The 20,791-nt window shown below is 72.9% G+C and carries 21 protein-coding genes, 1 tRNA gene and 1 pseudogene; 12 read left to right on the forward strand and 11 right to left on the reverse strand.

The features are described from left to right. Positions 1-98: 98 nt before the first annotated feature. From JOD66_RS15295 to JOD66_RS15315, 5 genes are all read left to right on the forward strand, one after another. On the forward strand, positions 99-503 hold the full coding sequence (locus tag JOD66_RS15295) for a YbaB/EbfC family nucleoid-associated protein (protein ID WP_204837698.1): 405 nt from the start codon (positions 99-101) through the stop codon (positions 501-503). A 15-nt stretch (positions 504-518) separates the two neighbouring features. After that, positions 519-1,115 (forward strand): recombination mediator RecR, encoded by a 597-nt coding sequence (recR, locus tag JOD66_RS15300; protein ID WP_141005829.1) that lies wholly within the window; start codon positions 519-521, stop codon positions 1,113-1,115. 8 nt (positions 1,116-1,123) lie between these two features. Then, positions 1,124-1,771, forward strand: a complete 648-nt coding sequence (locus tag JOD66_RS15305) for a DUF5063 domain-containing protein (RefSeq protein ID WP_204837699.1) — start codon at positions 1,124-1,126, stop codon at positions 1,769-1,771. Between the two features lie 81 nt (positions 1,772-1,852). Beyond that, positions 1,853-3,130, forward strand: a complete 1,278-nt coding sequence (locus tag JOD66_RS15310; RefSeq protein ID WP_204837700.1) for an aspartate kinase — start codon at positions 1,853-1,855, stop codon at positions 3,128-3,130. After that, positions 3,127-4,170, forward strand: a complete 1,044-nt coding sequence (locus JOD66_RS15315) for an aspartate-semialdehyde dehydrogenase (protein ID WP_239545244.1) — start codon at positions 3,127-3,129, stop codon at positions 4,168-4,170. The genes JOD66_RS15310 and JOD66_RS15315 overlap by 4 nt, the downstream gene beginning before the upstream one ends. 131 nt (positions 4,171-4,301) lie before the next feature. On the opposite strand, the gene JOD66_RS15320 is transcribed toward JOD66_RS15315, so the two are convergent. From JOD66_RS15320 to JOD66_RS15330, 3 genes are all read right to left on the reverse strand, one after another. After that, positions 4,302-5,318, reverse strand: coding sequence for a hypothetical protein (locus tag JOD66_RS15320; protein WP_204837701.1), 1,017 nt, complete (start codon positions 5,316-5,318; stop codon positions 4,302-4,304). 200 nt (positions 5,319-5,518) lie between these two features. Next, positions 5,519-5,592 (reverse strand) — tRNA-Pro (locus tag JOD66_RS15325). A gap of 105 nt (positions 5,593-5,697) precedes the next feature. Then, the gene (locus JOD66_RS15330) at positions 5,698-6,627 is read right to left on the reverse strand and encodes a metallophosphoesterase (protein WP_204837702.1); all 930 of its coding nucleotides are present in this window, start codon (positions 6,625-6,627) and stop codon (positions 5,698-5,700) included. 36 nt (positions 6,628-6,663) lie between these two features. Between JOD66_RS15330 and JOD66_RS15335 the strand changes: the two genes are divergently transcribed. After that, a complete protein-coding gene (locus JOD66_RS15335; protein ID WP_204837703.1) occupies positions 6,664-7,122 on the forward strand; it encodes a GatB/YqeY domain-containing protein in 459 nt (152 codons plus the stop codon). A 25-nt stretch (positions 7,123-7,147) separates the two neighbouring features. Here JOD66_RS15335 and JOD66_RS15340 read toward each other — a convergent pair whose 3' ends face one another. After that, positions 7,148-9,481: a transglycosylase domain-containing protein gene (locus tag JOD66_RS15340; RefSeq protein ID WP_204837704.1), complete on the reverse strand. Its 2,334-nt coding sequence runs from the start codon at positions 9,479-9,481 to the stop codon at positions 7,148-7,150. A 206-nt stretch (positions 9,482-9,687) separates the two neighbouring features. Between JOD66_RS15340 and JOD66_RS15345 the strand changes: the two genes are divergently transcribed. After that, a complete protein-coding gene (locus JOD66_RS15345; protein WP_204837705.1) occupies positions 9,688-9,966 on the forward strand; it encodes a WhiB family transcriptional regulator in 279 nt (92 codons plus the stop codon). A gap of 34 nt (positions 9,967-10,000) precedes the next feature. Here the strand turns inward: JOD66_RS15345 and bagB are convergent, their stop codons facing one another. The 6 genes and pseudogenes from bagB to JOD66_RS29150 all read right to left on the reverse strand — a co-directional run bounded on the left by bagB (position 10,001) and on the right by JOD66_RS29150 (position 17,349). After that, a complete protein-coding gene (gene bagB, locus JOD66_RS15350; protein ID WP_204837706.1) occupies positions 10,001-11,179 on the reverse strand; it encodes an ArsA family ATPase in 1,179 nt (392 codons plus the stop codon). Next, positions 11,179-12,198, reverse strand: a pseudogene (gene bagA, locus JOD66_RS15355) (ATPase BagA); the annotation flags it as partial. The pseudogene bagA and the gene bagB, both read right to left, overlap by 1 nt. 16 nt (positions 12,199-12,214) lie before the next feature. Next, positions 12,215-14,668 carry an ABC transporter permease gene (locus JOD66_RS15360; protein ID WP_204837708.1) on the reverse strand — a complete coding sequence of 818 codons (2,454 nt, stop codon included), beginning with the start codon at positions 14,666-14,668 and terminating at the stop codon, positions 12,215-12,217. Beyond that, a complete protein-coding gene (locus JOD66_RS15365; protein ID WP_204837709.1) occupies positions 14,668-15,369 on the reverse strand; it encodes an ABC transporter ATP-binding protein in 702 nt (233 codons plus the stop codon). The genes JOD66_RS15360 and JOD66_RS15365 overlap by 1 nt, the downstream gene beginning before the upstream one ends. Before the next feature lie 163 nt (positions 15,370-15,532). Further along, the gene (locus tag JOD66_RS15370) at positions 15,533-16,204 is read right to left on the reverse strand and encodes a response regulator (RefSeq protein WP_204837710.1); all 672 of its coding nucleotides are present in this window, start codon (positions 16,202-16,204) and stop codon (positions 15,533-15,535) included. After that, positions 16,201-17,349, reverse strand: a complete 1,149-nt coding sequence (locus JOD66_RS29150) for a sensor histidine kinase (RefSeq protein ID WP_204837711.1) — start codon at positions 17,347-17,349, stop codon at positions 16,201-16,203. The genes JOD66_RS15370 and JOD66_RS29150 overlap by 4 nt, the downstream gene beginning before the upstream one ends. A gap of 88 nt (positions 17,350-17,437) precedes the next feature. Here JOD66_RS29150 and JOD66_RS15380 point away from each other — a divergent pair, with 88 nt between their 5' ends. Genes JOD66_RS15380 through JOD66_RS15400 form a run of 5 tightly spaced genes read left to right on the forward strand, consistent with a single transcriptional unit; the run spans position 17,438 to position 19,965 of the window. Continuing rightward, the gene (locus tag JOD66_RS15380) at positions 17,438-17,590 is read left to right on the forward strand and encodes a hypothetical protein (RefSeq protein ID WP_204837712.1); all 153 of its coding nucleotides are present in this window, start codon (positions 17,438-17,440) and stop codon (positions 17,588-17,590) included. Positions 17,591-17,647: 57 nt separating this feature from the next. Next, the gene (gene sp36 / locus JOD66_RS15385; RefSeq protein ID WP_162851546.1) at positions 17,648-17,803 is read left to right on the forward strand and encodes a Sp36 family protein; all 156 of its coding nucleotides are present in this window, start codon (positions 17,648-17,650) and stop codon (positions 17,801-17,803) included. A gap of 3 nt (positions 17,804-17,806) precedes the next feature. Next, complete coding sequence (locus tag JOD66_RS15390) at positions 17,807-18,274, forward strand: RidA family protein (RefSeq protein WP_204837714.1); 468 nt, start codon at positions 17,807-17,809, stop codon at positions 18,272-18,274. Continuing rightward, the gene (locus JOD66_RS15395) at positions 18,271-19,140 is read left to right on the forward strand and encodes an NUDIX hydrolase (RefSeq protein WP_204837716.1); all 870 of its coding nucleotides are present in this window, start codon (positions 18,271-18,273) and stop codon (positions 19,138-19,140) included. Before JOD66_RS15390 ends, JOD66_RS15395 begins: the two co-directional genes overlap by 4 nt. Positions 19,141-19,143: 3 nt before the next feature. Then, positions 19,144-19,965, forward strand: a complete 822-nt coding sequence (locus tag JOD66_RS15400) for an MBL fold metallo-hydrolase (RefSeq protein ID WP_204837718.1) — start codon at positions 19,144-19,146, stop codon at positions 19,963-19,965. A gap of 51 nt (positions 19,966-20,016) precedes the next feature. On the opposite strand, the gene JOD66_RS15405 is transcribed toward JOD66_RS15400, so the two are convergent. Then, positions 20,017-20,694, reverse strand: a complete 678-nt coding sequence (locus tag JOD66_RS15405; protein ID WP_141800618.1) for a Crp/Fnr family transcriptional regulator — start codon at positions 20,692-20,694, stop codon at positions 20,017-20,019. Positions 20,695-20,791 lie beyond the last annotated feature (97 nt).

The raw sequence follows: 20,791 nt of genomic DNA on the forward strand, positions 1-20,791 counted from the left end.
GACCCCCAGCCCTACCCGCAGCCGCCGACGCGCGTTCCCCTCACCCGCGGTCCGGCGTACCGAGACCTCCCGCACCGACACGGAGAAGAGACCCACCCATGACCCAGAACCCCTTCGACGCCCTCGCCGGTGGCGGCGGCCTCGGCGGCCTCGACCTGGGCGCGCTGCTGCAGCAGGCCCAGCAGATGCAGGACCAGCTCCAGGATGCCCAGCAGCGCCTGGCGGAGTCCACCGTCGACGGCACCGTCGCGGGCGGGGCGGTGACCGTGACGGTCACCGGCGCCGGCGAGCTGACCGCCGTCCAGATCAAGCCCGAGGCCCTCGACGGCACTGATGCCGAGGCGCTCGCCGACCTCGGCGACCTGATCGTGGCGGCCTTCCGCGACGCCCGGGCCCAGATCGACGAGCTCGCCGAGCAGACGTTGGGTCCGCTGGCGGGCGGGATGCCCGATCTGGGTGGTGCGGGCGGCGGGCTGCCGTCGCCCGGCCAGCTCGGCTTCTGAGCGAGGGCGGCACCCTTGTACGAAGGCGTCGTCCAGGACCTCATCGACGAGCTCGGGCGGCTGCCCGGGGTCGGTCCGAAGAGTGCCCAGCGGATCGCGTTCCACCTGCTGCAGGCCGAGCCGGCCGACGTACGCCGACTCGCCGAGGTGCTGATCGAGGTGAAGGACAAGGTGAAGTTCTGCTCGATCTGCTTCAACGTCGCCGAGGACGACCAGTGCCGGATCTGCCGTGACCCGCGGCGGGACCCGAGCGTGCTGTGCGTGGTCGAGGAGTACAAGGACGTCGTGGCGATCGAGCGGACCCGCGAGTTCCGCGGCCGCTACCACGTCCTCGGGGGCGCGATCTCGCCCATCGACGGCATCGGACCCGAGCAGCTCCACATCCGCGAGCTGCTCACCCGCCTCGGCGACGGGACCGTCACCGAGGTGATCTTGGCCACCGACCCGAACCTCGAAGGTGAGGCGACGGCGACCTACCTCACGCGGATGCTGGGCCCCCTGGGGTTGCGCGTGACACGTTTGGCCAGTGGACTTCCGGTGGGAGGAGACCTCGAGTACGCCGACGAGGTCACCCTCGGCCGGGCATTCGTGGGAAGGCAGACAGCGACATGAGCGGGAACATGAGCGACGACGACACCACCACCGACCAGCTTCCGGGCCTCGCCGCGCTCGAGGCGCTGATCGCGGTCGAGACCGAGACGGTGCGCTTCGCCGACGACATCGCGGCGTCGGTGCGCTCCTTCCTCGACGGGCTTCGGGTCGTCGCGGCGCAGGCCACGGGCGGGCAGGCCGTGTCCCTCCTGCTGCTCCAGATCGGCCAGATCGCGCTGACCGGCGCCCGGCTGGGCGTGCACCGCGACTTCGCGCCGCGCGACGAGTACCAGCCCGACGACGGGCCGGACCCCGACGACATCGACGAGCTGCGCCTCCAGCTGGCCGGACTGCTCGGCCAGCTCGACACCTACAGCTACGTCTTCGACCCCTACGTCCCCGAGCTCGTCGAGGGCCTGCTCTCCGACGACCTCACCAGCATCGCGGCCGACCTCGCCGTGGGCGTACGCCACTACGAGGCCGGCGACGTCGAGGAGGCGCTGTGGTGGTGGCAGTTCTCCTACGTCTCGTCCTGGGGGGCGCTGGCCGGTTCGGCGATGAAGGCGCTGCTCTCGGTCGTGGCCCATGACCGGCTCGACGTCGACCTCGACACCACCCAGGAGCTGGCGCTGGTCGAGGCGGCGTCCGCCGTACTGGACAGCGCGGAAAACGGCTAGCCCGCTCTCGTAGAATCGGGGGTGGCCGTCGTCGAGGTGGCCTTGCCCTTCCCCCGAGACCACCGCCAGGAGTGAGCCCCCGTGGGCATTGTCGTGCAGAAGTACGGCGGCTCGTCGGTCGCCGATGCCGCCGGGATCAAGCGCGTCGCACAACGCATCGTCAACACGAAGAAGGCCGGCCACCAGGTCGTCGTCGTCGTCTCGGCGATGGGGGACACGACGGACGACCTGATCGACCTCGCCAACGAGGTCTCCCCGCTGCCGCCGGCGCGCGAGCTCGACATGCTGCTGACCGCGGGCGAGCGGATCTCGATGGCGGTGCTGGCCATGGCGATCCACGACCTCGGCCACGAGGCGCGCTCGTTCACCGGCTCCCAGGCCGGCGTGATCACCGACGCGGCCCACGGCAAGGCGAAGATCATCGACGTCACGCCGGGCCGGATCGAGGCCGCCATCGGCGAGGGCGCGATCGCCATCGTCGCCGGCTTCCAGGGCGTCTCGCAGACCACCAAGGACATCACCACGCTCGGCCGCGGCGGCTCCGACACCACCGCGGTGGCGCTCGCCGTCGCGCTCAAGGCCGACGTGTGCGAGATCTACTCCGACGTCGACGGGATCTTCACCGCCGACCCGCGCATCGAGCCGCACGCCCGCAAGGTGCCGCGGATCTCCTACGAGGAGACGCTCGAGATGGCCGCGCAGGGCGCCAAGATCCTGCACCTGCGGTGCGTCGAGTACGCCCGCCGCTACGACATGCCCATCCACGTCCGCTCCTCCTTCTCCGAGAAGGAGGGCACCTGGGTCGTCAAGGCCGAGGATGTTTCTCAGGAGAGCACCATGGAAGCCGCGATCATCACCGGTGTCGCCCACGACCGCAGCCAGGCCAAGATCACGGTGGTCGGCGTACCCGACAAGCCGGGCGAGGCGGCCGCGATCTTCCGTGCCGTCGCCGAGGCGCAGATCAACATCGACATGATCGTGCAGAATGTGTCGGCCGCGGCGACCAGCCTCACCGACATCTCCTTCACGCTGCCCGCCGGCGAGGGCCAGACCGCGATGACGGCGCTCTCACGGCTGCAGGACTCGGTCGGCTTCGAGTCGCTGCTCTACGACGACGGCGTCGGCAAGGTCTCCATCGTCGGGGCCGGCATGAGCTCCTCGCCGGGCATCTCCGCGCGCTTCTTCGAGGCGCTCTCGGAGGCCGGCGTCAACATCGAGATGATCTCCACCTCGGAGATCCGGGTCTCGGTCGTGGTGGCCGAGACCCAGGTGGAGGCGGCGGTCAACGCCGCCCACGCCGCGTTCGACCTCGGGTCGGACGAGATCGAGGCCGTGGTCTACGGAGGTACCGGGCGATGAGCATCAACATCGGAGTCGTCGGCGCGACCGGCCAGGTCGGCGTCGCCATGCGCCAGATCCTGCTCGAGCGGGACTTCCCGGCCGGCGAGGTCCGCTTCTTCTCCTCGGCGCGCTCGGCCGGCAAGGTGCTCCAGTTCGGTGACCGCGAGGTCACCGTCGAGGACGCCGAGACCGCCGACCCCACCGGGCTCGACGTCGCGCTGTTCTCGGCCGGCGCCACCGCCTCGCGGGCGCTGGTGCCCCGGTTCGTCGACGCCGGCGTGATCGTCATCGACAACTCCTCGGCCTTCCGCAAGGACCCGGCCATCCCGCTCGTCGTGTCCGAGGTCAACCCCGAGGCGGCGGCGTCGGTCATCGAGGCCGGGCGCGGGATCATCGCGAACCCGAACTGCACCACCATGGCCGCGATGCCCGTGCTCAAGCCGCTGCACGAGGAGGCCGGCCTGGTGCGGCTGATCGCGTCGACGTACCAGGCGGTCTCGGGCTCCGGCATCGCCGGCGTCGAGGAGCTCGCCACCGGCGTCGCCGCGGCCGGCGACAAGGCCCGGGAACTGGCCTACGACGGCGAGGCCGTCGCCTTCCCCGAGCCGGGCGTCTACAAGCGGACGATCGCCTACAACGTGCTGCCGTTCGCCGGCAACCTGGTCGACGACGGCCTCAACGAGACCGACGAGGAGCAGAAGCTCCGCAACGAGTCCCGCAAGATCCTCGGGATCCCCGAGCTGCGGGTCTCCGGCCTGTGCGTCCGGGTCCCGGTCTTCACCGGGCACTCGCTGGCGATCAACGCGGAGTTCGCGCGCTCGATCACCCCCGAGCGCGCGCGCGAGCTGCTCGCCACGGCCCCGGGCGTCGAGCTCGCCGACATCCCGAACCCGCTCGCCGCGGCCGGCAAGGACCCGTCGTACGTCGGCCGGATCCGGCAGGACCCCGGCGTCGACGACGACCGCGGCCTGGCGCTGTTCGTGTCGAACGACAACCTGCGCAAGGGCGCCGCGCTCAACACGGTCCAGATCGCCGAGCTGGTCGCCGCGGCCCGCTGACCCGGCCCGAACTGGCTCTTGTATTGCGCTGACCCGGCACAAACTGGCCCCAGAATCGGCCCGACCCGGCAGAAAGTTGCGAACTTTCTGCCGGGTCGGCGGGTTTTTCGCGCTACTTCGCGCCGGGTCGGCTACTCGTTGGCCGGGTCGACGAAGGTCTTGGTGACCCACACCGAGGCGAGGTAGCCGCCGACGCTGAGGATCGGCACGATGATCAGGGTCGACCAGTGGTCGAGCAGGTCGATGAGGAACAGCAGTGCCACCACGGCGACCAGCCCGACCGCCAGGAAGCTGCTGCTGCCCGGGTCGGGGATCGCGAACGCCTTGAGCAGCTGGGCGCCCAGCAGGACGCACAGCGCGAAGGTCGCCACCAGGAGCAGGAAGCCGGGCCCGCCGCCGCACGACGACGTACCGCGCACCGCCTCGCAGCCGCGCAGCGACAGCCAGGTCAGCACCACCATCGCCGCACCCACCACGAGTCCGGTGAGCGCCGCCGCCCGGTAGATGGTCAGCAGCGGACCGCCGTCGCTCAGTGCGGCGATCTCGGCGTCCTCGAGGGCGGCCGAGGTCACCGGCTCGGGCTCGACGTCGACCTCGACGGGCTGGGGTGCGGGTTTGGGGGCTGGCTTGGCGGCCGGCTTGGGGGCCGGCTTGGGGGCCGGCTTGGGGGCCGGCTTGGGGGCTGGCGCCGCCACGACCGGCGCGGGCTCCGGCTCGGGCTCGGGCTCCGGCGCGGGCTCGGGGGTCGGCTCGGGCTCGGGCTCTGGTTCGGGCTCGGGGGTCGGCTCCGGCTCGGGCTCTGGTTCGGGCTCTGGTTCGGGCTCGGGCTCTGGTTCGGGCTCGGGCTCTGGTTCGGGCTCGGGGGCCGGTTCGGGCTCGGGGGCCGGTTCGGGCTCGGGGGCCGGTTCGGGCTCGGGGGTCGGGGCGGGCGCGGGGGTCGGCTCGGGCTCGGCGGTGGCGGGGGTCGGAGCGGGCTCCACCTCAGGCTCCACCTCAGGCTCCGGGCGAGCGGCAGGACGGGCAGCGGGACGGGCAGGGGTGGCCGCCGCCGGGGCGGGCGCGGGGGCCGGCTGGGCGGGCTTCTTCTTCCGCCCGAACAGCTTGGGCGGCTCCAAGCTGAGCTTCAGCTTGTCCTGCTCGTCAGACATGGCATGCAGTGTGTCACGAACGCACGGGTGAGCGAGGGTTGGCCGCTGGGCGACACGGCGGCTGCCGCCAGGTGGCCACCGCGCGGGGTCAGGCGTCATCACACCGGCCGGGTCCACCGACAGGGCAGGGGCGAGAACGCGAAGGCCCGGACCCACCATCGTGGGTCCGGGCCTCGCTGATGTCTTGAGACATCACACGGTCGGGCTGACAGGATTTGAACCTGCGGCCTCCTCGTCCCGAACGAGGCGCGCTACCAAACTGCGCCACAGCCCGCCGATCGTGAGCTTCGATGAAGCCCACTCACAAGCACGAGAGCATAGCGGAGCCGGGTGCCGGACCCGCAATCGGGATACGCCTCCCGAGCGTCCGGCGGCGTGATCACCGCGGCTGCAGGGTCAGCAGCGTCGCCTCGGGCCGGCAGGCGATCCGGACCCGGGTGTAGGGGTTGGTGCCGAGCCCGGCCGACACGTGCAGCCACGCCGAGCCGGGGTCGCCGGGCCGCGAGTCGGCGGGGTGGCGGTGCAGGCCGCGGGCGCGGGCGGGCTCGAGGTCGCAGTTGGTGGCATACGCGCGGGAGCCGCCGGGCCACGGCAGCCGGATCTGGCCGCCGTGGGTGTGGCCGGCGATGATGGCGTCGTACCCGTCGGCGGCGTACTGGTCCAGCACCCTCAGGTACGGCGCGTGGGCGAGCCCGAGGCGCAGGTCGGCCGTGGGGTCGGCGGGTCCGGCGACGGCGGCCAGGTCGTCGTACTCCAGGTGGGGGTCGTCGACGCCGGCGAGGGCCAGCACCGTCTCGCCGACGGTGAGCCGCTCGCGCCGGTTGGTGAGGTCGAGCCAGCCGGCGCCGGTGAGGCCGGCGCTCAGCTCGCGCCAGGGCAGCTGGGGGACGTGGGTGTGGCGGGTGTCGTCGTCGGGGAGCAGGTAGCCGATCGGGTTGCGGAAGCCGGGCTCGAAGTAGTCGTTGGAGCCGTGCACGAAGACGCCGGGCCGGTCGAGCAGCGCCCCGAGGCTGTCGAGTACGACGGGCACGGAGTCGCGGTGGGCCAGGTTGTCGCCGGTGTCGATGACCAGGTCCGGCTCCAGCGCGGCGAGCTCGCGCAGCCAGGACTGCTTGCGCGCCTGTCCCGGGGTCATGTGGATGTCGCTGAGATGGAGCACCCGCAGCGGCCGCATCCCGGCGGGAAGCACCCGCAGGTCGAGCCGGCGCAGGGTGTACTGGCGGGCCTCCCACAGTGCGTACGTCGTCACCGCGGCCCCGAGCGTCCCCCCGGCTCCGGCCGCCGCCAGCAGCCGCCTCCCCAATCCCATTCGTCCAGTCTCGCCCACGCCAGGCAGAATCGACGCATGAGCACCCTCAAGGAGCAGCTGCGCGCCGACCTCACCACCGCCATCAAGGCCCGCGACGACGTCCGCTCGTCGACCTTGCGGATGATCCTGACCGCGGTGACCAACGCCGAGGTCGCCGGCAAGGTCGCCAAGGAGCTCACCGACGACGAGGTCCTCACCGTCCTCGCGGCCGAGGCCAAGAAGCGCCGCGAGGCCGCGGTCGCGTTCGAGGAGGGCGACCGGCCGGAGAGCGCGGCCAAGGAGCGCGCCGAGGCAGCGGTGATCCAGGACTACCTGCCCGAGCAGCTCGGTCCGGAGGAGATCGCCGCGATCGTCACGGCCGCGGTCGAGCAGGCCGGCGCGGCGGGGGCCGGGCCGAAGGCGATGGGCCAGGTGATGGGCATCGTCCAGCCGCAGGTCAAGGGCCGGGCCGACGGCGCCGCCGTCGCCGCGGAGGTACGCCGACAGCTCGGCTGACGGCGTACGGCGAAGCGGCCGGGCGTCAGCCCTGGCCGTTGCCGTTGTTGCCGCGCCCGCCCTTGCCCTTCTTTCCCTTGCCCTTCTTCACCTTGGGCGTGCCGTCGGAGATGTAGAGCGTGACGGTGTCGCCGGAGGCCAGCCGGGCGCCGGTGCCGGGGGCGGACCAGGCGACCAGGCCCTGGCCGACGGCCGAGTCGACGGTGCCGCCGTTGACGACGTTGAAGCCGAGTCCCTCGAGGGTCGCCTTGGCGCTGTCGTAGGTCTTGCCGGAGACGGCGGGGACGGTGATCAGCAGGCCGCGGATGTCGCTCGAGGACGGCCGGGTGAAGTCGACGTCGTCGAGGAACGGGGCGATGGCCTTGAAGGCGTCACCCCAGATCGGGCCGGCGGTCGTGGAGCCCGAGGAGGAGTACAGGGTGCGGCCGCCGACGGCCTTGCCGTCGAGCGACTCGGGGTGTCCTTCGCGGTTGACGCCCGCGACCATGGCCGCGCCGGCCAGGTTGGGGGTGTAGCCGACGAACCAGACGGACTTGTTGTCGTTGGTGGTGCCGGTCTTGCCGGCCGCCGGCTGGCCCGGGTCCTGGGCGTCGGCGAAGCCGCCGTCGATGACGCCGCGCAGGACGTCGTTGACGGCGTTGGCGACCGGGCTGGCGAGCACCTGGGTGCAGTTCTTCTGGTACTTCTTGAGCACGTTGCCCTGGACGTCGGTGATCTCGGTGACGGGGCGCGCGTCGCAGTGCAGGCCCTGGGCCGCGAAGGTGGCGTACGCCTCGGCCATCTCGAGCGGGCTGACGCCGGCGACGCCGAGCGTGAACGACGGCACGATGTTGGCCTCGGTCAGCTCGGAGATGCCCATCTCGCGGGCCAGCTTCCACGGCTCGCACAGGCCGGTGGCCAGCTCGAGGTTGACGAAGAAGGTGTTGACCGAGTTGCGGGTGCCCTCGTAGAGGTTGGGCGCCGCCGAGGAGCTGGTGGAGTTCTTGGGCGTCCAGATCTCGGTGCTCTGGTAGGGCCCGTCGCACGTCTGGAAGTCGTTGAGCGGGAACCGGCCGGGGTTGGGGGCCGGGAACCGCTGGGTGAGCGGGATGTCCTGGTTGATCGCCGCGGCCAGCACGAAGGCCTTGAACGTGGAGCCGGGCTGGACTCCCGCCGCGTCGCCGTACTTGGTGGGCACGGTGTAGTTGAGGAAGGTCTCGCCCTTCTTCTTGCCCATCGGGCGGGACTGGGCCAGGCCTCGGACGTTGCCCGTGCCGGGCTCGATCAGCGCGAGCCCGCCGATGGCGAGGTCGTCCTTGTAGACGTGGGCGGCGACGGCGTCGTTGGCGGACTTCTGGTAGCGCAGGTCGACGGTGGTCTTGATGGTCAGCCCGCCGTTGAAGATCAGCCGGCGGCGCTCCTCCTGGTCGGCGCCGAGGGCGGGGTCGGTCATCAGCCAGCGCACGACGTAGTCGCAGAAGAACTGCGCCTCGGAGTTCACGCAGCCGTTGGGCTGGTCCTGCACCTTCAGGCCCAGCTTGCGGTCCTTGGCCTTGTCGGCGTCGGCCTGCGGGATCACGTTGAGCTGGGCCATCCGCTCGAGCACGACATTGCGGCGGACCTTGGCCTGAGCGGCGTTCTTGGTGGGGTTGTAGGCCTCGGGGCTCTGCACCAGGCCGGCCAGCAGCGCCGACTGGCGCAGGTTGAGGTCCTTGGCGTTGGTGCTGAAGTAGTGCTGCGCGGCGGCCTGGACGCCGTAGGCGCCGTCGCCGAAGTACGCCGTGTTGAGGTAGCGCTCGAGGATCCAGTCCTTGCTGTGTCGCTTCTCCAGGGCGATGGCGTAGCGCAGCTCCTTGAGCTTGCGCCCGTAGCTGTCCTCCTTGGCGGCCTTGATGGCCTCCTCGTCGCCGTTGGCCTGGGTGATCAGGGTCAGCTTGACGAGCTGCTGGGTGATCGACGAGCCACCCTGGGCGACGCTGCCGGCCGCCTGGTTGGTGAGCAGGGCGCGCAGGGTGCCCTTCAGGTCGAGCGCACCGTGCTGGTAGAAGCGGTAGTCCTCGATCGCGACGATCGCCTCGACCATGGTGCGCGAGATCTGGCGCAGCGGGACGTTGACCCGGTTCTGGTCGTAGAGCGTCGCGATGGTCTTGCCCTCGGCGTCCTGGACCTCGGTGCGCTGGGGCAGCTGCTCGGTCTCGAGCTCCTGGGGGAGGTCGTCGACCGACTCGGACACATTGCGTGCGGAGAAGCCGATGACGCCGGCGAACGGGATCGCCAGGCCCGAGACGACCACGCCGAGCACCGCTGCGACCAGCAGCATCACGCCGAGGTGGGAGGCCACCTTGCCGGGGGGAAGGCCGTCGAAGCGGGTGCGAGCCATGCGGTCAGGGTACGGGACCCCACCCCACGGGTCCGACTCGTCGCCGCCGCCCCACCCGCGTCCTGTCTAGTCCGATGTGACTAGACAGGTTGGGCCCAAAGAGCGATATCAGGTTTGGCGATACTCCTTTACTTTGGTTCGGTCGGAGAGACCGAGCGCTGTGGGGGCGACGGCTCTTCGGATGTGGGAAGCATCAGGGGACAGACATGTGGGTTGAGGATTGGGCGCCGCGCGCCGCCTGCAGGGACGAGCAGCCGGACCAGCTCTTCGTCCGGGGAGCCGAGCAGAACAAGGCGAAGCAGGTGTGCACCAGCTGCGCCGTTCGCACCGAGTGCCTCGCCGAGGCGCTCGACAACCAGATCGAGTGGGGAGTCTGGGGCGGCATGACCGAGCGGGAGCGTCGTGCCCTGCTCCGTCGCCGGCCCGCGGCCTCGTGGCGCAAGGTCCTGGAGGACGCGCGCGACGAGACCATCGCCATCGTCTGACGTACGACGGCCCGCCCGGTCGCCGCTGACCCGGTCAGTGGCGCCGGGCGAGGAGATCGCCGACCCGGCGGAGGCCGTCGAGGTCGTGGACGTCGCCCGCGAGCGCCGGCACGACGGCCGTCGCCACCTGCGGGTGTGCGGTCGCGAACCGCTCGCGCAGCGTGCGCTCGCGCTCGACCATGCGCACCCGGTCGGCGTGCAGCCGGAGCAGTCCGGCTGTCAGCGCGCCCGCGCCGGTGCGCCGGAGCCGCTCGGCCGCCGCCATCGCCTCGTCGGCCGTCAGCTCGCCGCCGGGGTCGGGGCTGGCGCGGTTGACGACCAGTCCCGCGAGCGGCATGTCGTCCTCGCTGAGCCGCTCGACGAAGTACTCGGCCTCGCGCAGCGCGTCCGCCTCGGGTGCGGCGACCACGAGGAAGGCCGTGCCGTCGGCCTTGAGCAGCGAGTAGGTCTGCTGCGCCCGCTGCCGGAACCCGCCGAAGACGGTGTCGAGCGCGGTGACGAAGGTCTGCAGGTCCTTGAGGAACTGCGCGCCCAGGATCCGGGTGAGCGCATTCGTGATCAGGCTGAACCCGGCGGTCATCAGCTTCGCCGGCCCCTTCGCGGGCGCGAGCAGCAGCCGCACGAACCGGCCGTCGAGGAAGCTGGACAGGCGCTCCGGGGCGTCGAGGAAGTCGAGCGCGGAGCGCGACGGCGGGGTGTCGACGACGATCAGGTCGTAGCTGCCGTCGGCCTGGGCATCGCGGTAGATCTGGCCGAGCTTCTCCATCGCCATGTACTCCTGCGTGCCCGCGAACGAGCTCGACAGCGCGATGTAGAACGGGTTGGCCAGGATCTGCTTGGCCTTCTCGGGGCTGGCCTGGGAGAGCACGACCTCGTCGAAGGTGCGCTTCATGTCGAGCATCATCGCGTCGAGGCGGCCGTCGCCCCCCACGCCGGTGACGGGGCGCGGGGTGTTGTCGAGCTCCTCGATGCCCATCGACTGCGCCAGCCGGCGCGCCGGGTCGATGGTGAGGACGACGACCTTGCGCCCCCGCTCCGCGGCCCGGAGCGCGAGCGCGGCGCTGGTCGTGGTCTTCCCGACGCCGCCGGAGCCGCAGCACACGATGATCCCGGTGCCGGGGTCGTCGAGGAGTGCGTCGACGTCGAGCGGGTCGGCCGGCCGGCCGGTGGTGGGGCCGACACGGGAGGGTCGGTGCGCGCTGCTGCGGGCCATCACGCCATTCCCTGCTCTCGGAGGAGGCCGGCGAGCTCGTAGAGCCCGCCGAGGTCGATGCCGCCGGCCATCCGCGGCAGCTCGTACGACGGCACGTCCAGTTCGGCGACCAGGGCCCGCTGGGAGTCCTCCAGCGCCCGGCGCTCGGCGTGGTCGGCCGCCTCGGCGAGCAGCCCGTCGACCAGCCCGGCACCGACCGTGAGACCGCCCGCGGCGAGGTCGGCCTCGATCCGGGCGCGGTCCAGGGTGCCGGCCCGGGCGGCGGCGAGGTCGGCGGCGTCCAGGTCGCGGGGCCGGACCTGGTTGACGATGACGCCGCCCACCGGCAGCCGGGCCGTGCGCAGCTCGGCGATGCCGTCGGCCGTCTCCTGGACGGGCATCTCCTCCAGCACCGTGACCAGGTGCACCGCGGTCCGCGGGGAGCGGAACAGGGTCATCATGGTGTCGGACTGGGCCTTGATCGGCCCGACCTTCGCCAGCCCGGCCAGCTCGTTGCTGACGTTGAGGAACTGGGTGATCCGGCCGGTCGGCGGCGCGTCGAGCACCACGGCGTCGTACTCGATCGCGTTCTTGTTGCGGCTGTTGCGCTGCACCGCCTCGTAGACCTTGCCGGTCAGCAGCACGTCGCGCACGCCCGGCGCGATCGTGGTGGCGAACTCGATGACCCCGAACCGGTCGAGCGCCTTGCCGGCGCGGCCCAGGCGGTAGTACATCGAGAGGTACTCCAGCAGCGCGGACTCCGCGTCGATGTGCAGCGCGTGGACCACGCCGCGACCGCCGTCGTCGCCCGGCAGCCCGGTGGTGAGCCGCCGCTCCTGGTAGGGCAGCGGGTCGACGTCGAACATCCGGGCGATGCCCTGGCGGCCCTCGACCTCGCACAGCAGCACGTTCCTGCCCCGGGTCGCGAGGGCGAGGGCGAGGGCCGACGCCACCGTCGACTTCCCCGTGCCGCCCTTGCCCGTGACGACGTGGAGACGCACCTTCGGCCAATCGCTCACCCGACGGAGCCTAGTGGTGCGTCCCCACGCGAGGGGGTCAGTCGAGCGAGAGTCCCGCCGCCGGAGTGATCCGCGACGCCTTGCGCGAGGGCAGCACCGCCGCGACCAGGCCGGCCAGCGCGGACGCGGTCACGACCAGGGCGAGCTGGCCCCAGGGCAGCACCAGGGACGCGCCGTCCACCGCGGGCTGGACCAGGGCGCGCACGGCGGTCCAGGCGAACAGCACGCCCAGGGCGGTGCCGAGCACGGTCGCCACGACGGACAGCAGCACCGCCTCCGCGGCCAGCATCCGTCGTACCTGCCGGCGGGTGAGGCCGAGCGCCCGCAGCAGGGCGTGCTCGCGGCCGCGCTCCAGCACGGACAGGCCGAGCGTGTTGCCGATGCCGACCAGGGCGATCAGGACGGCGATCGCGAGCAGGCCGACGACGCCGCCGGTGAGCACGTCGAGCTGGGTGTCGACGTACGCACGCTTGGCCAGGCCGTTCTCGACGCCCGCGTCGACCGGCGAGGCGACCGCCTCGACCGAGCCGGCCAGGTCCTCGGGGTCGGCGTCCGCGGCGGCGCGCAGCCACACCGCCCGGGTGGTCGCGCCGGGTGCCAGCCGGTCGAGCGTCGTACGCCGGACCAGGGCCGCCTCGCCCCAGCCCTCGCCGCCGGCGACCCGCAGCTCACGCGTGGTGTCGCCGACGGTGACCGGGACCAGGTCGCCGACCTCGACGCCGTCGCCGATCAGGTCCCACGGCACGATCACCTGGCGCGGGCCGGGCGTCGGCAGGTCGCCGTGGAGCACCTGTGCCGTGCCGTCGGCCGTGGCCGGGAGCAGGGGGAGCGGGTCGAGGTCGCCGATCCGGGCCACCGCGCCCGGCACGGGCACGGCGGCGGCGATCCCGTCGACCGCGCGCAGCCTGGCCTCCAGGTCCGCGGGCAGGGGCGCCGTACCGGTCACGGCCAGGTCGATCGGGTGTTGCTCGTCCATGTCCGCGCTGAGGGCGCTGCGGGAGCTGGCCATGCCGGTGAGCACGGCGGTCGTGAGGGTGACGCCGACGAGCAGCGAGGCCGCGGTGGCGGCGGTCCGTCGGGGGTTGCGCACCGCGTTGCCGGCGGCCAGCCGCCCGGCCGGGCCGAGCAGGCGCTGCGTGAGCGGCCCGGCGGCCCGGATCAGGGCCGGGACCAGGACCGGGCCGAAGAGCAGCACGCCGAGGAAGACGGCGGTCCCGCCTGCGGCGAGGGCGCCGACGTTGGCGGTCGCGATCGCCGCGACCAGCCCGAGCGCGCCCGTACCGAGGGCGAGGACGCCGAGGGCGAGCCGGATCCGGCCGGTGCGGGTGCGGACCTGGGTGCTGTCGTCGGGCCGCAGCGCGGCGAGCGGACTGACCCGGACGGCCCGCCGCGTCGGCAGCCAGGCCGCGACCAGGGTGACCGCGATCGCCACGACGGCGGCGCCGGCGAGCCAGGCGGGCGTCACGTGCGCCTCGCCGAGCCGGGTCTGCGGCCACTGGGCGCGGACCAGCGCGACCAGCCCGTGACCGGCGCCGAGTCCGGTCAGGACGCCGATCACCGCGGCGAGCACGCCGAGGGCGAGCGACTCCAGGCGCACCGAGCGCAGCACCTGGCTCCGGGTCGCGCCGACGCAGCGCAGCAGCGCGAAGTCGCGGGTGCGCTGCGCGAACAGGATGGTGAAGGTGTTGTTGATGACCAGCACGCCCACGACGAGGGCGATCGCGCCGAACATCAGCACGATGATCCGCACCAGGTCGACGCCGCTGTTGACCTGCTGGTGCAGCTCCTGGACGTAGGCGTCGACCCCCTCGACCTCCGCGTCCGGCGCGACCTCGTGGATCGCCGCCGTCGGATCCGGTCCGGCCCAGGCGAGGCTGGTCACGAACAGCTGGTCCTGCCAGCGGGCCAGGTCGGCCCACAGCACGTAGACCGAGGCGTACGCGTAGGTCGACGGCGAGTCGACCAGGCCGACCACGGTGACGTCGAGCGCGTCGCCGCCGGTGCCGATCCGGAGCCGGTCGCCGACCGCGATCCGCTCGACCTTGGCGGTGTTGGTGTCGACCACCGCCTCGCCCGGACCGCCGGGGAAGCGGCCCTGGACCAGCTCCTGCCAGCGCCGGCTCGGGCGGTCGGGCAGCTGACCGATGTCGGTGTCGGTGTCGATCACCGTGCCGCCGGCCGTGCCGCCCGTCGTGCCGCCCGCCGGGCCACTGGTCGCGACCTGCTGCATGGTCCAGCCGATCAGCCAGGCGTCGGCCCCGCTCGCGCCGGCGGCGTCGAGGAGGTCGCCCGCCTCGGCCGCGGAGGGGCTGTCGACGACCGCGTCGGCGCCGGCGTACGGCTCCGCGATGCCGGCGGTGAGCCCCTCGCGCATCGCCGAGGACAGGGCCGCGGTCACCACGATGAACGCCGAGCCGATCACGACGGCGAGCAGGGCGGCGCCGTACCTGCGGGTGTGGGTGCGCAGGGAGGCCAGGATGACGGTGCGCATCAGGCCGCGACCTCGTGGCGCTCGGTGATCCGGCCGTCGGCGAGGACGACGATCTCGTCGGCGTACCGGGCCGCCTCGATCTCGTGGGTGACCATGACGACGGTCTGGCCCAGCTCGCGCACCGACTGGCGCAGCAGCGAGAGGACCTCGGCCGAGCTGGTGCTGTCGAGGTTGCCGGTGGGCTCGTCGGCGAACACGATCGCCGGCCCGGCCAGCAGCGCCCGCGCGATCGCCACCCGCTGCTGCTGGCCGCCGGAGAGCTCGGCGGGCCGGTGACCGAGGCGCTGGTTCAGCCCGAGGGTCTCCACGATGGCGGCGAACCGCTGCTGGGCGGCGGCGGTCCGGTTGCGGCCGGTGAGCTCGGTGGGGAGCCAGATGTTCTGCTCGGCGGTGAGCATCGGCAGCAGGTTGAACGCCTGGAACACGAAGCCCACGTGGTCGCGCCGGAACCGGGTCAGCGCGTCGTCACCGAGGGTCTCGAGGGGCTGGCCGGCGACCGAGACGGTGCCGGTGGTGGGCTGGTCGAGCCCGGCCAGGCAGTGCATCAGCGTGGACTTGCCGGAGCCGGAGGGGCCCATGATCGCGGTGAACCGGCCGGCGGGGAGGTCGAGGTCGACGCCGCGCAGGGCGTGGACCAGCGTGTCGCCGCGGCCGAAGGACTTGGTGAGGCCGCGAGCGCTGGCGGCGAGCAGGGAGGTCATGACACCGAGCCTCGCCGGGATCGGCGGGCGGATCGTCAGGCCACGGGTTGATCCGGCGTACGACGACGGGTGGACCTGGTGTGCCTCGCGCATCTGACGAACGGGCTCTGAGAACGGCGAGATCACAGCCCATTCGTCAGATGCGCGGCGAGGCCCCGGACGCTCAGGACCCGACCAGCCCCGTCTCGTACGCCAGCACGACCAGCTGCACCCGGTCGCGCGAGCCGGTCTTGGCGAGCAGCCGCCCGATGTGGGTCTTCACGGTGGCCTCGGAGACCACGAAGTCCGCGGCGATCTCGGCGTTCGAGAGCCCCCGGCCGACCAGGACCAGGGTCTCCCGCTCGCGCTCGGTGAGCGCGTCGAGCCGGCGGTCCGGTACGACGGAGGCCGCGGCGGGATCGGGGAGGACGCCCGCGAAGTGCTCGAGCAGGCGGCGGGTGGTGCTGGGGGCGACCACCGAGTCGCCGGCGTGGACGGTGCGGATCGCGTCGAGCAGGGTCTCGGGGGTGGCGTCCTTCAGCAGGAAGGCAGCGGCGCCGGCGCGGATCGCGGCGAAGGCGTACTCGTCGAGGTCGAAGGTGGTCAGCACGATCACCCGCGGCGGGTCGGGCCGGGCGGCGAGTCGACGGGTGGCCTCGACGCCGTCGAGGCGGGGCATCCGCACGTCCATCAGGACGACGTCGCAGCGGGTGACCGCGAGCCGCTCCAGCGCCTCGCCGCCGTCGCCGGCCTCGCCGACCACGGTGAGGCCGGGCTGGCTGTCGATGAGCATCCGGAACCCGGCCCGGACCAGGTCCTGGTCGTCGACGAGGAACACCCGGATCGGCTCGGTCACAGGGGGATCCTCGCGCACACCGTGAAGCCGCCGCCCGGCGCCGGCCCGGTGACGAGCGTGCCGTCGTGGGCGGCGACCCGCTCGCGCATGCCGGCGAGCCCGAGCCCGCGGCCGTCGTCGTGGGCGGCCGCGCCGCGGCCGTCGTCGCTCACCTCCACCACGATCGCGTCGCCGTCGACCCCCACCGCGACCGCGGCCCGGGCGCCCGGGCCGGCGTGCTTGCGGACGTTGCTGAGCGCCTCCTGCACGATCCGGTACGTCGTCAGCGCCACCCCGTCCGACACGGCGGGCACGGGCGCCAGCCGAGCCTCGACCGGCATCCCGGCCGCACGCGCCTCGTCGAGCAGCGCGGGCAGGTCGGCGAGCCGGGGCTGCGGCACCGTCGGCGCCTCCTCGGCGCGCAGCAGGCCCAGCATCCGGCGCAGCTCGGCGATCGCCTCCCGCCCGGTGCTCGCGATGGTGCCGAGGGCCGGCCCGGTCACCGCCGGGTCGTGCACCGCCGCGGCCCGGGCGCCCTCGGCCTGCACCACGATCGTGGTCAGCCCGTGGGCCACCACGTCGTGCATCTCGCGGGCGATCCGGTGCCGCTCCTCGATCGCGGCCAGCGCGGCCTGCTGGACCGACTCCCGCTCCAGCCGCTCGCCACGCTCGACCAGGGCGTCGACGTACGCCTGACGGGTGCGGCCGAGCGTGCCGAGGGTCCAGGCGACGACGACGAACAGCCCGATCGTGACGGAGTAGGCGGTGATGTTCTCGACCGTGAGCAGGTTCGCCCCGAAGCCGTGCAGCCAGTCGACGGCGGCGATCCCGGCGCCGAGCAGGCCGGTGCCGAGCGCCGCGACGGCCCAGCGCGGGCCGGCGTACCGGGCGACGGAGTAGACGGCGACCGGGAACGCGAACTGGCTCCACAGCGGGTGGTCGTTGAGCAGTGGCTGGACCGCGGTGGCCGCCGCGACCGCGGCGAACACCGCGACCGGGTGCCGGCGGCGGGCGACGAGCGGGCTGATCTGGAGCAGCATCAGCACCCCGTCGACGGCGTCGACGAAGAACAGGTAGGGCAGCACCGGCAGCAGCAGGACGACGGTCAGGGTGACGTCGAACCACCGCTCGCCGCGTGGTCCGAGACGCCAGGGTTGCCGGTGCACCGGGCCACGGTAGACGGACAGGAGCGCCCGGACGTCAGACCACGGGTGGATCCGCGGCGTACCATCGAAGACGTCGGAAGGAGTCGCCATGGTCGAGCAGTCCCGGCTGGAGCGCTACAAGCACCTGCCCCCGCCCATCGAGCCCGACAAGCTGCGGTCCTCCCAGGACGTCGACCCGGCGCCGCGCGAGGACGACGACGAGTACCGCGAGATGCTCTGGGTCGTGAACCGCTACGGCTGAGCGCCGCACACCGGGGGACCCCGCCACCGGCCCGCGCGCGTGAGTAGGGTGCCAGGCATGACCAAGTGGGAGTACCAGGTGGCGCCCGTCCTCAACCACGTCGCGGCGCAGATCCTCAACAACTTCGGCCAGGACGGCTGGGAGCTCGTCACCCTCGTCCCGGGCCAGGGCGGCAACGACATCGCCTACTTCAAGCGCCCGGCCGAGGGCTGAGTCGTGGCGACCCCGCAGGAGCGTCTGGCCGAGCTCGGGCTGACCGTCCCCGACGTGGTGCCGCCCGTCGCGGCCTATGTCCCCGCGACGCGCAGCGGCGGCTACGTCTACACCGCCGGCCAGCTGCCCATGCGCGACGGCGCGCTGATCACGACCGGCAAGGTCGGTGACACGGTGAGCGCCGAGGACGCCTACGCCTGCGCCCGCCAGTGCGCGCTCAACGCCATCGCCGCGATCAGCTCGGTCGCCGGCGACCTCGCGCAGGTGCGGATCGTCAAGGTCGTCGTCTTCGTCGCGTCGACGGTCGACTTCACCGGCCAGCCGGCGGTCGCCAACGGAGCCTCGGAGCTGTTCGGCGACGTGTTCGGCGACGCCGGCGTCCATGCCCGCTCGGCGGTCGGCGTCGCGGTGCTGCCGCTGGACGCGCCGGTCGAGGTGGAGGTCGTCGCCGAGATCCTGGCCGGGTCATGAGGATTCCACTGCCGCCGGTGCCGCTGCCGGGTCACGTGGCCGACCTCGCCGCCGAGTACGGCGACGGCCGGCGCCAGGCCGCCGAGCCGCGCGACGCCGCGACGGTGGTGCTGCAGCGCCCCGACGCGCAGGGGCGCCCGGAGGTCTACCTGCTGCGCCGCCAGACCACGATGGACTTCGCCGGTGGCATGTGCGTCTTCCCCGGTGGCGGGGTCGACCCACGCGACTACGACCACACCGTCGCCTGGGCCGGTCCGCAGCCGGCCGAGTGGGCGGCGCGGCTCGGCACCACCGAGGACGTGGCCCGCGCGCTGGTGTGCGCCGCGGTCCGCGAGACCTTCGAGGAGTCCGGGGTGCTGCTCGCCGGCACCTCCGCCGACTCCGTGGTCGCCGACACCACCGGCGACGACTGGGAGGCCGACCGGGTCGCGCTGGAGTCGCGCGAGCTGTCGATGACCGACTTCCTCGACCGCCGGGGCCTGGTGCTGCGCACCGACCTGCTCGGCATCTGGAGCGGCTGGCTGACGCCGGTCTTCGAGCCGAAGCGCTACCGGACCTGGTTCTTCGTGGCCCGGCTGCCCGAGGGGCAGGTGACCCGCGACGTCTCCTCGGAGTCCTCGGAGGTGGTCTGGCTCCCGGCCGCCGAGGCCGCCGACCAGGCCGACCGCGGCGAGCTCGCGATGCTCCCACCGACGTACCTCACCTGCCTGGAGGTCGGCACCCTCGGCGACGTCGACGCCGTGCTGGCCGCCAGCCAGGACCGCACGGTCACCATGTTCATGCCGGAGGTCGAGCCGCTCGGCGACGGGTTCACGCTGTCGATGCCCGAGCAGCTGCGCCCGCTCGTGGCGGCGCGGCGGAGCTGAGCGATGAGCGAGGCCTGGGCCGGAGGGGAGTACGGCGGCCGCGGGCGCTGCGTCCTGGCGCCCAACCCCGGGATCATGACGCTCGACGGCACCAACACCTGGGTGCTGCGCGAGCCCGGCTCCGGCCGCTCGATCGTGGTCGACCCGGGCCCGCTCCATGACGACCACCTCGCCGCTGTCGCCGAGGTCGCGGGGGAGGTGGCGGCCGTCGTGGTCACCCACCACCACCTCGACCACACCGAGGCCGCCCGTTCCTTCGCCGAGCGGATGGGCTGCGGCGTGCGCGGGCTCGACCCCGAACAGTGCTGGCGGGCCGACCCCCTCACCGACGGCGAGGTGCTCTCCGTCGGCGGGCTCGACGTCGAGGTGCTCACCACCCCCGGCCACACCACCGACTCGATCTCGCTGCTCGTCGAGGCCGACGGCGCGCTGCTGACCGGCGACATGGTCCTCGGCCGCGGTACGACGGTCATCGTCCACCCCGACGGCGACCTGGGCTCGTACTTCGACTCGATCGCCCGGATGCGCGCCCTCGTCACCGAGGGCCGGGTGAGCTCGCTGTGGCCGGCCCACGGACCGGTCCTGCCCGACGCCGCCGGCGTGCTCGACCACTACGTCGTGCACCGCCGCGAGCGCCTGGCCCAGGTCGAGTCCGCGCTCGGCCGCCTCGGCCTGTCGCCCAACGGGCTGCCGGCCGACGTCGCAGAGCATCCCACCCTGCCCCGCGAGGTCGTCGAGGTCGTGTACGCCGACGTCGACGAGTCGCTGTGGGGCGCGGCGGAGTGGTCGGTGCGGGCCCAGCTGGCCTATCTCGCGGCGCGCTGAACGACGACGCCCCTCCGCGCCGGGCGCGGAGGGGCGTCGTCGAGTCGGGCGTCAGCGCGCGCGGCGCGACATCCGCTCCATGTCGAGGATCACGACCGAGCGCGGCTCGAGGCGCAGCCAGCCGCGCGAGGCGAAGTCGGCGAGCGCCTTGTTGACCGTCTCGCGGGAGGCGCCGACCAGCTGGGCGAGCTCCTCCTGGGTCAGGTCGTGGTGGACGTGGACGCCGTCGTCGGCGGTGCGGCCGAAGCGGTCGGCGAGGTCGAGCAGCGCCTTGGCGACGCGGCCCGGGACGTCGGAGAACACCAGGTCCGCGACGACGTCGTTGGCCTTGCGCAGCCGGGCGGCCAGCTGGGCCAGCAGGCCGCGGGCGACCGTCGGGCGGCCCTCGAGCCAGCGCAGCAGGTCCTCGTGGGACAGCGACGCGAACTCGGCGTCGGTCACGCAGGTCACCGTCGCCGAGCGCGGGCCCGGGTCGAACAGCGACAGCTCGCCGAACATCTGGCCGGGGCCCATGATCGCCAGCAGGTTCTCGCGCCCGTCGGAGGAGGTGCGGCCGAGCTTCACCTTGCCCTCGAGGACGACGTACAGCTTGTCGCCGCTGTCGCCCTCGTGGAACAGCACCTCCCCGCGGCGCAGCCGGGTCGTGGCCAAAGATGTGCGCAGCCCTGCCATCGCCTCGTCGTCGAGGGCACTGAACAGTGGCGCCTGACGGAGTACGTCGTTGTCCACGCTTCCTCCAAAGAACGTAAAACCCGGTCGGCGGCATCCTAGCCAGTGCTCGATCTCACACGTAACAGGACTCGCGAGTCTGGACTGTCCCACCCAC

The sequence above is a fragment of the Nocardioides nitrophenolicus genome, assembly GCF_016907515.1.
Lineage (GTDB): Bacteria > Actinomycetota > Actinomycetes > Propionibacteriales > Nocardioidaceae > Nocardioides > Nocardioides nitrophenolicus.

Coding starts and splice junctions, on each gene's coding strand:
- JOD66_RS15295 (WP_204837698.1), top strand. CDS start 99: ATGACCCAGAACCCCTTCGACGCCCTCGCCGGTGGCGGCGGCCTCGGC.
- JOD66_RS15305 (WP_204837699.1), top strand. CDS start 1,124: ATGAGCGACGACGACACCACCACCGACCAGCTTCCGGGCCTCGCCGCG.
- JOD66_RS15315 (WP_239545244.1), top strand. CDS start 3,127: ATGAGCATCAACATCGGAGTCGTCGGCGCGACCGGCCAGGTCGGCGTC.
- JOD66_RS15320 (WP_204837701.1), bottom strand. CDS start 5,318: ATGTCTGACGAGCAGGACAAGCTGAAGCTCAGCTTGGAGCCGCCCAAG.
- JOD66_RS15330 (WP_204837702.1), bottom strand. CDS start 6,627: ATGGGATTGGGGAGGCGGCTGCTGGCGGCGGCCGGAGCCGGGGGGACG.
- JOD66_RS15335 (WP_204837703.1), top strand. CDS start 6,664: ATGAGCACCCTCAAGGAGCAGCTGCGCGCCGACCTCACCACCGCCATC.
- JOD66_RS15340 (WP_204837704.1), bottom strand. CDS start 9,481: ATGGCTCGCACCCGCTTCGACGGCCTTCCCCCCGGCAAGGTGGCCTCC.
- JOD66_RS15345 (WP_204837705.1), top strand. CDS start 9,688: ATGTGGGTTGAGGATTGGGCGCCGCGCGCCGCCTGCAGGGACGAGCAG.
- bagB (WP_204837706.1), bottom strand. CDS start 11,179: ATGGCCCGCAGCAGCGCGCACCGACCCTCCCGTGTCGGCCCCACCACC.
- JOD66_RS15360 (WP_204837708.1), bottom strand. CDS start 14,668: ATGCGCACCGTCATCCTGGCCTCCCTGCGCACCCACACCCGCAGGTAC.
- JOD66_RS15365 (WP_204837709.1), bottom strand. CDS start 15,369: ATGACCTCCCTGCTCGCCGCCAGCGCTCGCGGCCTCACCAAGTCCTTC.
- JOD66_RS15380 (WP_204837712.1), top strand. CDS start 17,438: ATGGTCGAGCAGTCCCGGCTGGAGCGCTACAAGCACCTGCCCCCGCCC.
- sp36 (WP_162851546.1), top strand. CDS start 17,648: ATGACCAAGTGGGAGTACCAGGTGGCGCCCGTCCTCAACCACGTCGCG.
- JOD66_RS15395 (WP_204837716.1), top strand. CDS start 18,271: ATGAGGATTCCACTGCCGCCGGTGCCGCTGCCGGGTCACGTGGCCGAC.
- JOD66_RS15400 (WP_204837718.1), top strand. CDS start 19,144: ATGAGCGAGGCCTGGGCCGGAGGGGAGTACGGCGGCCGCGGGCGCTGC.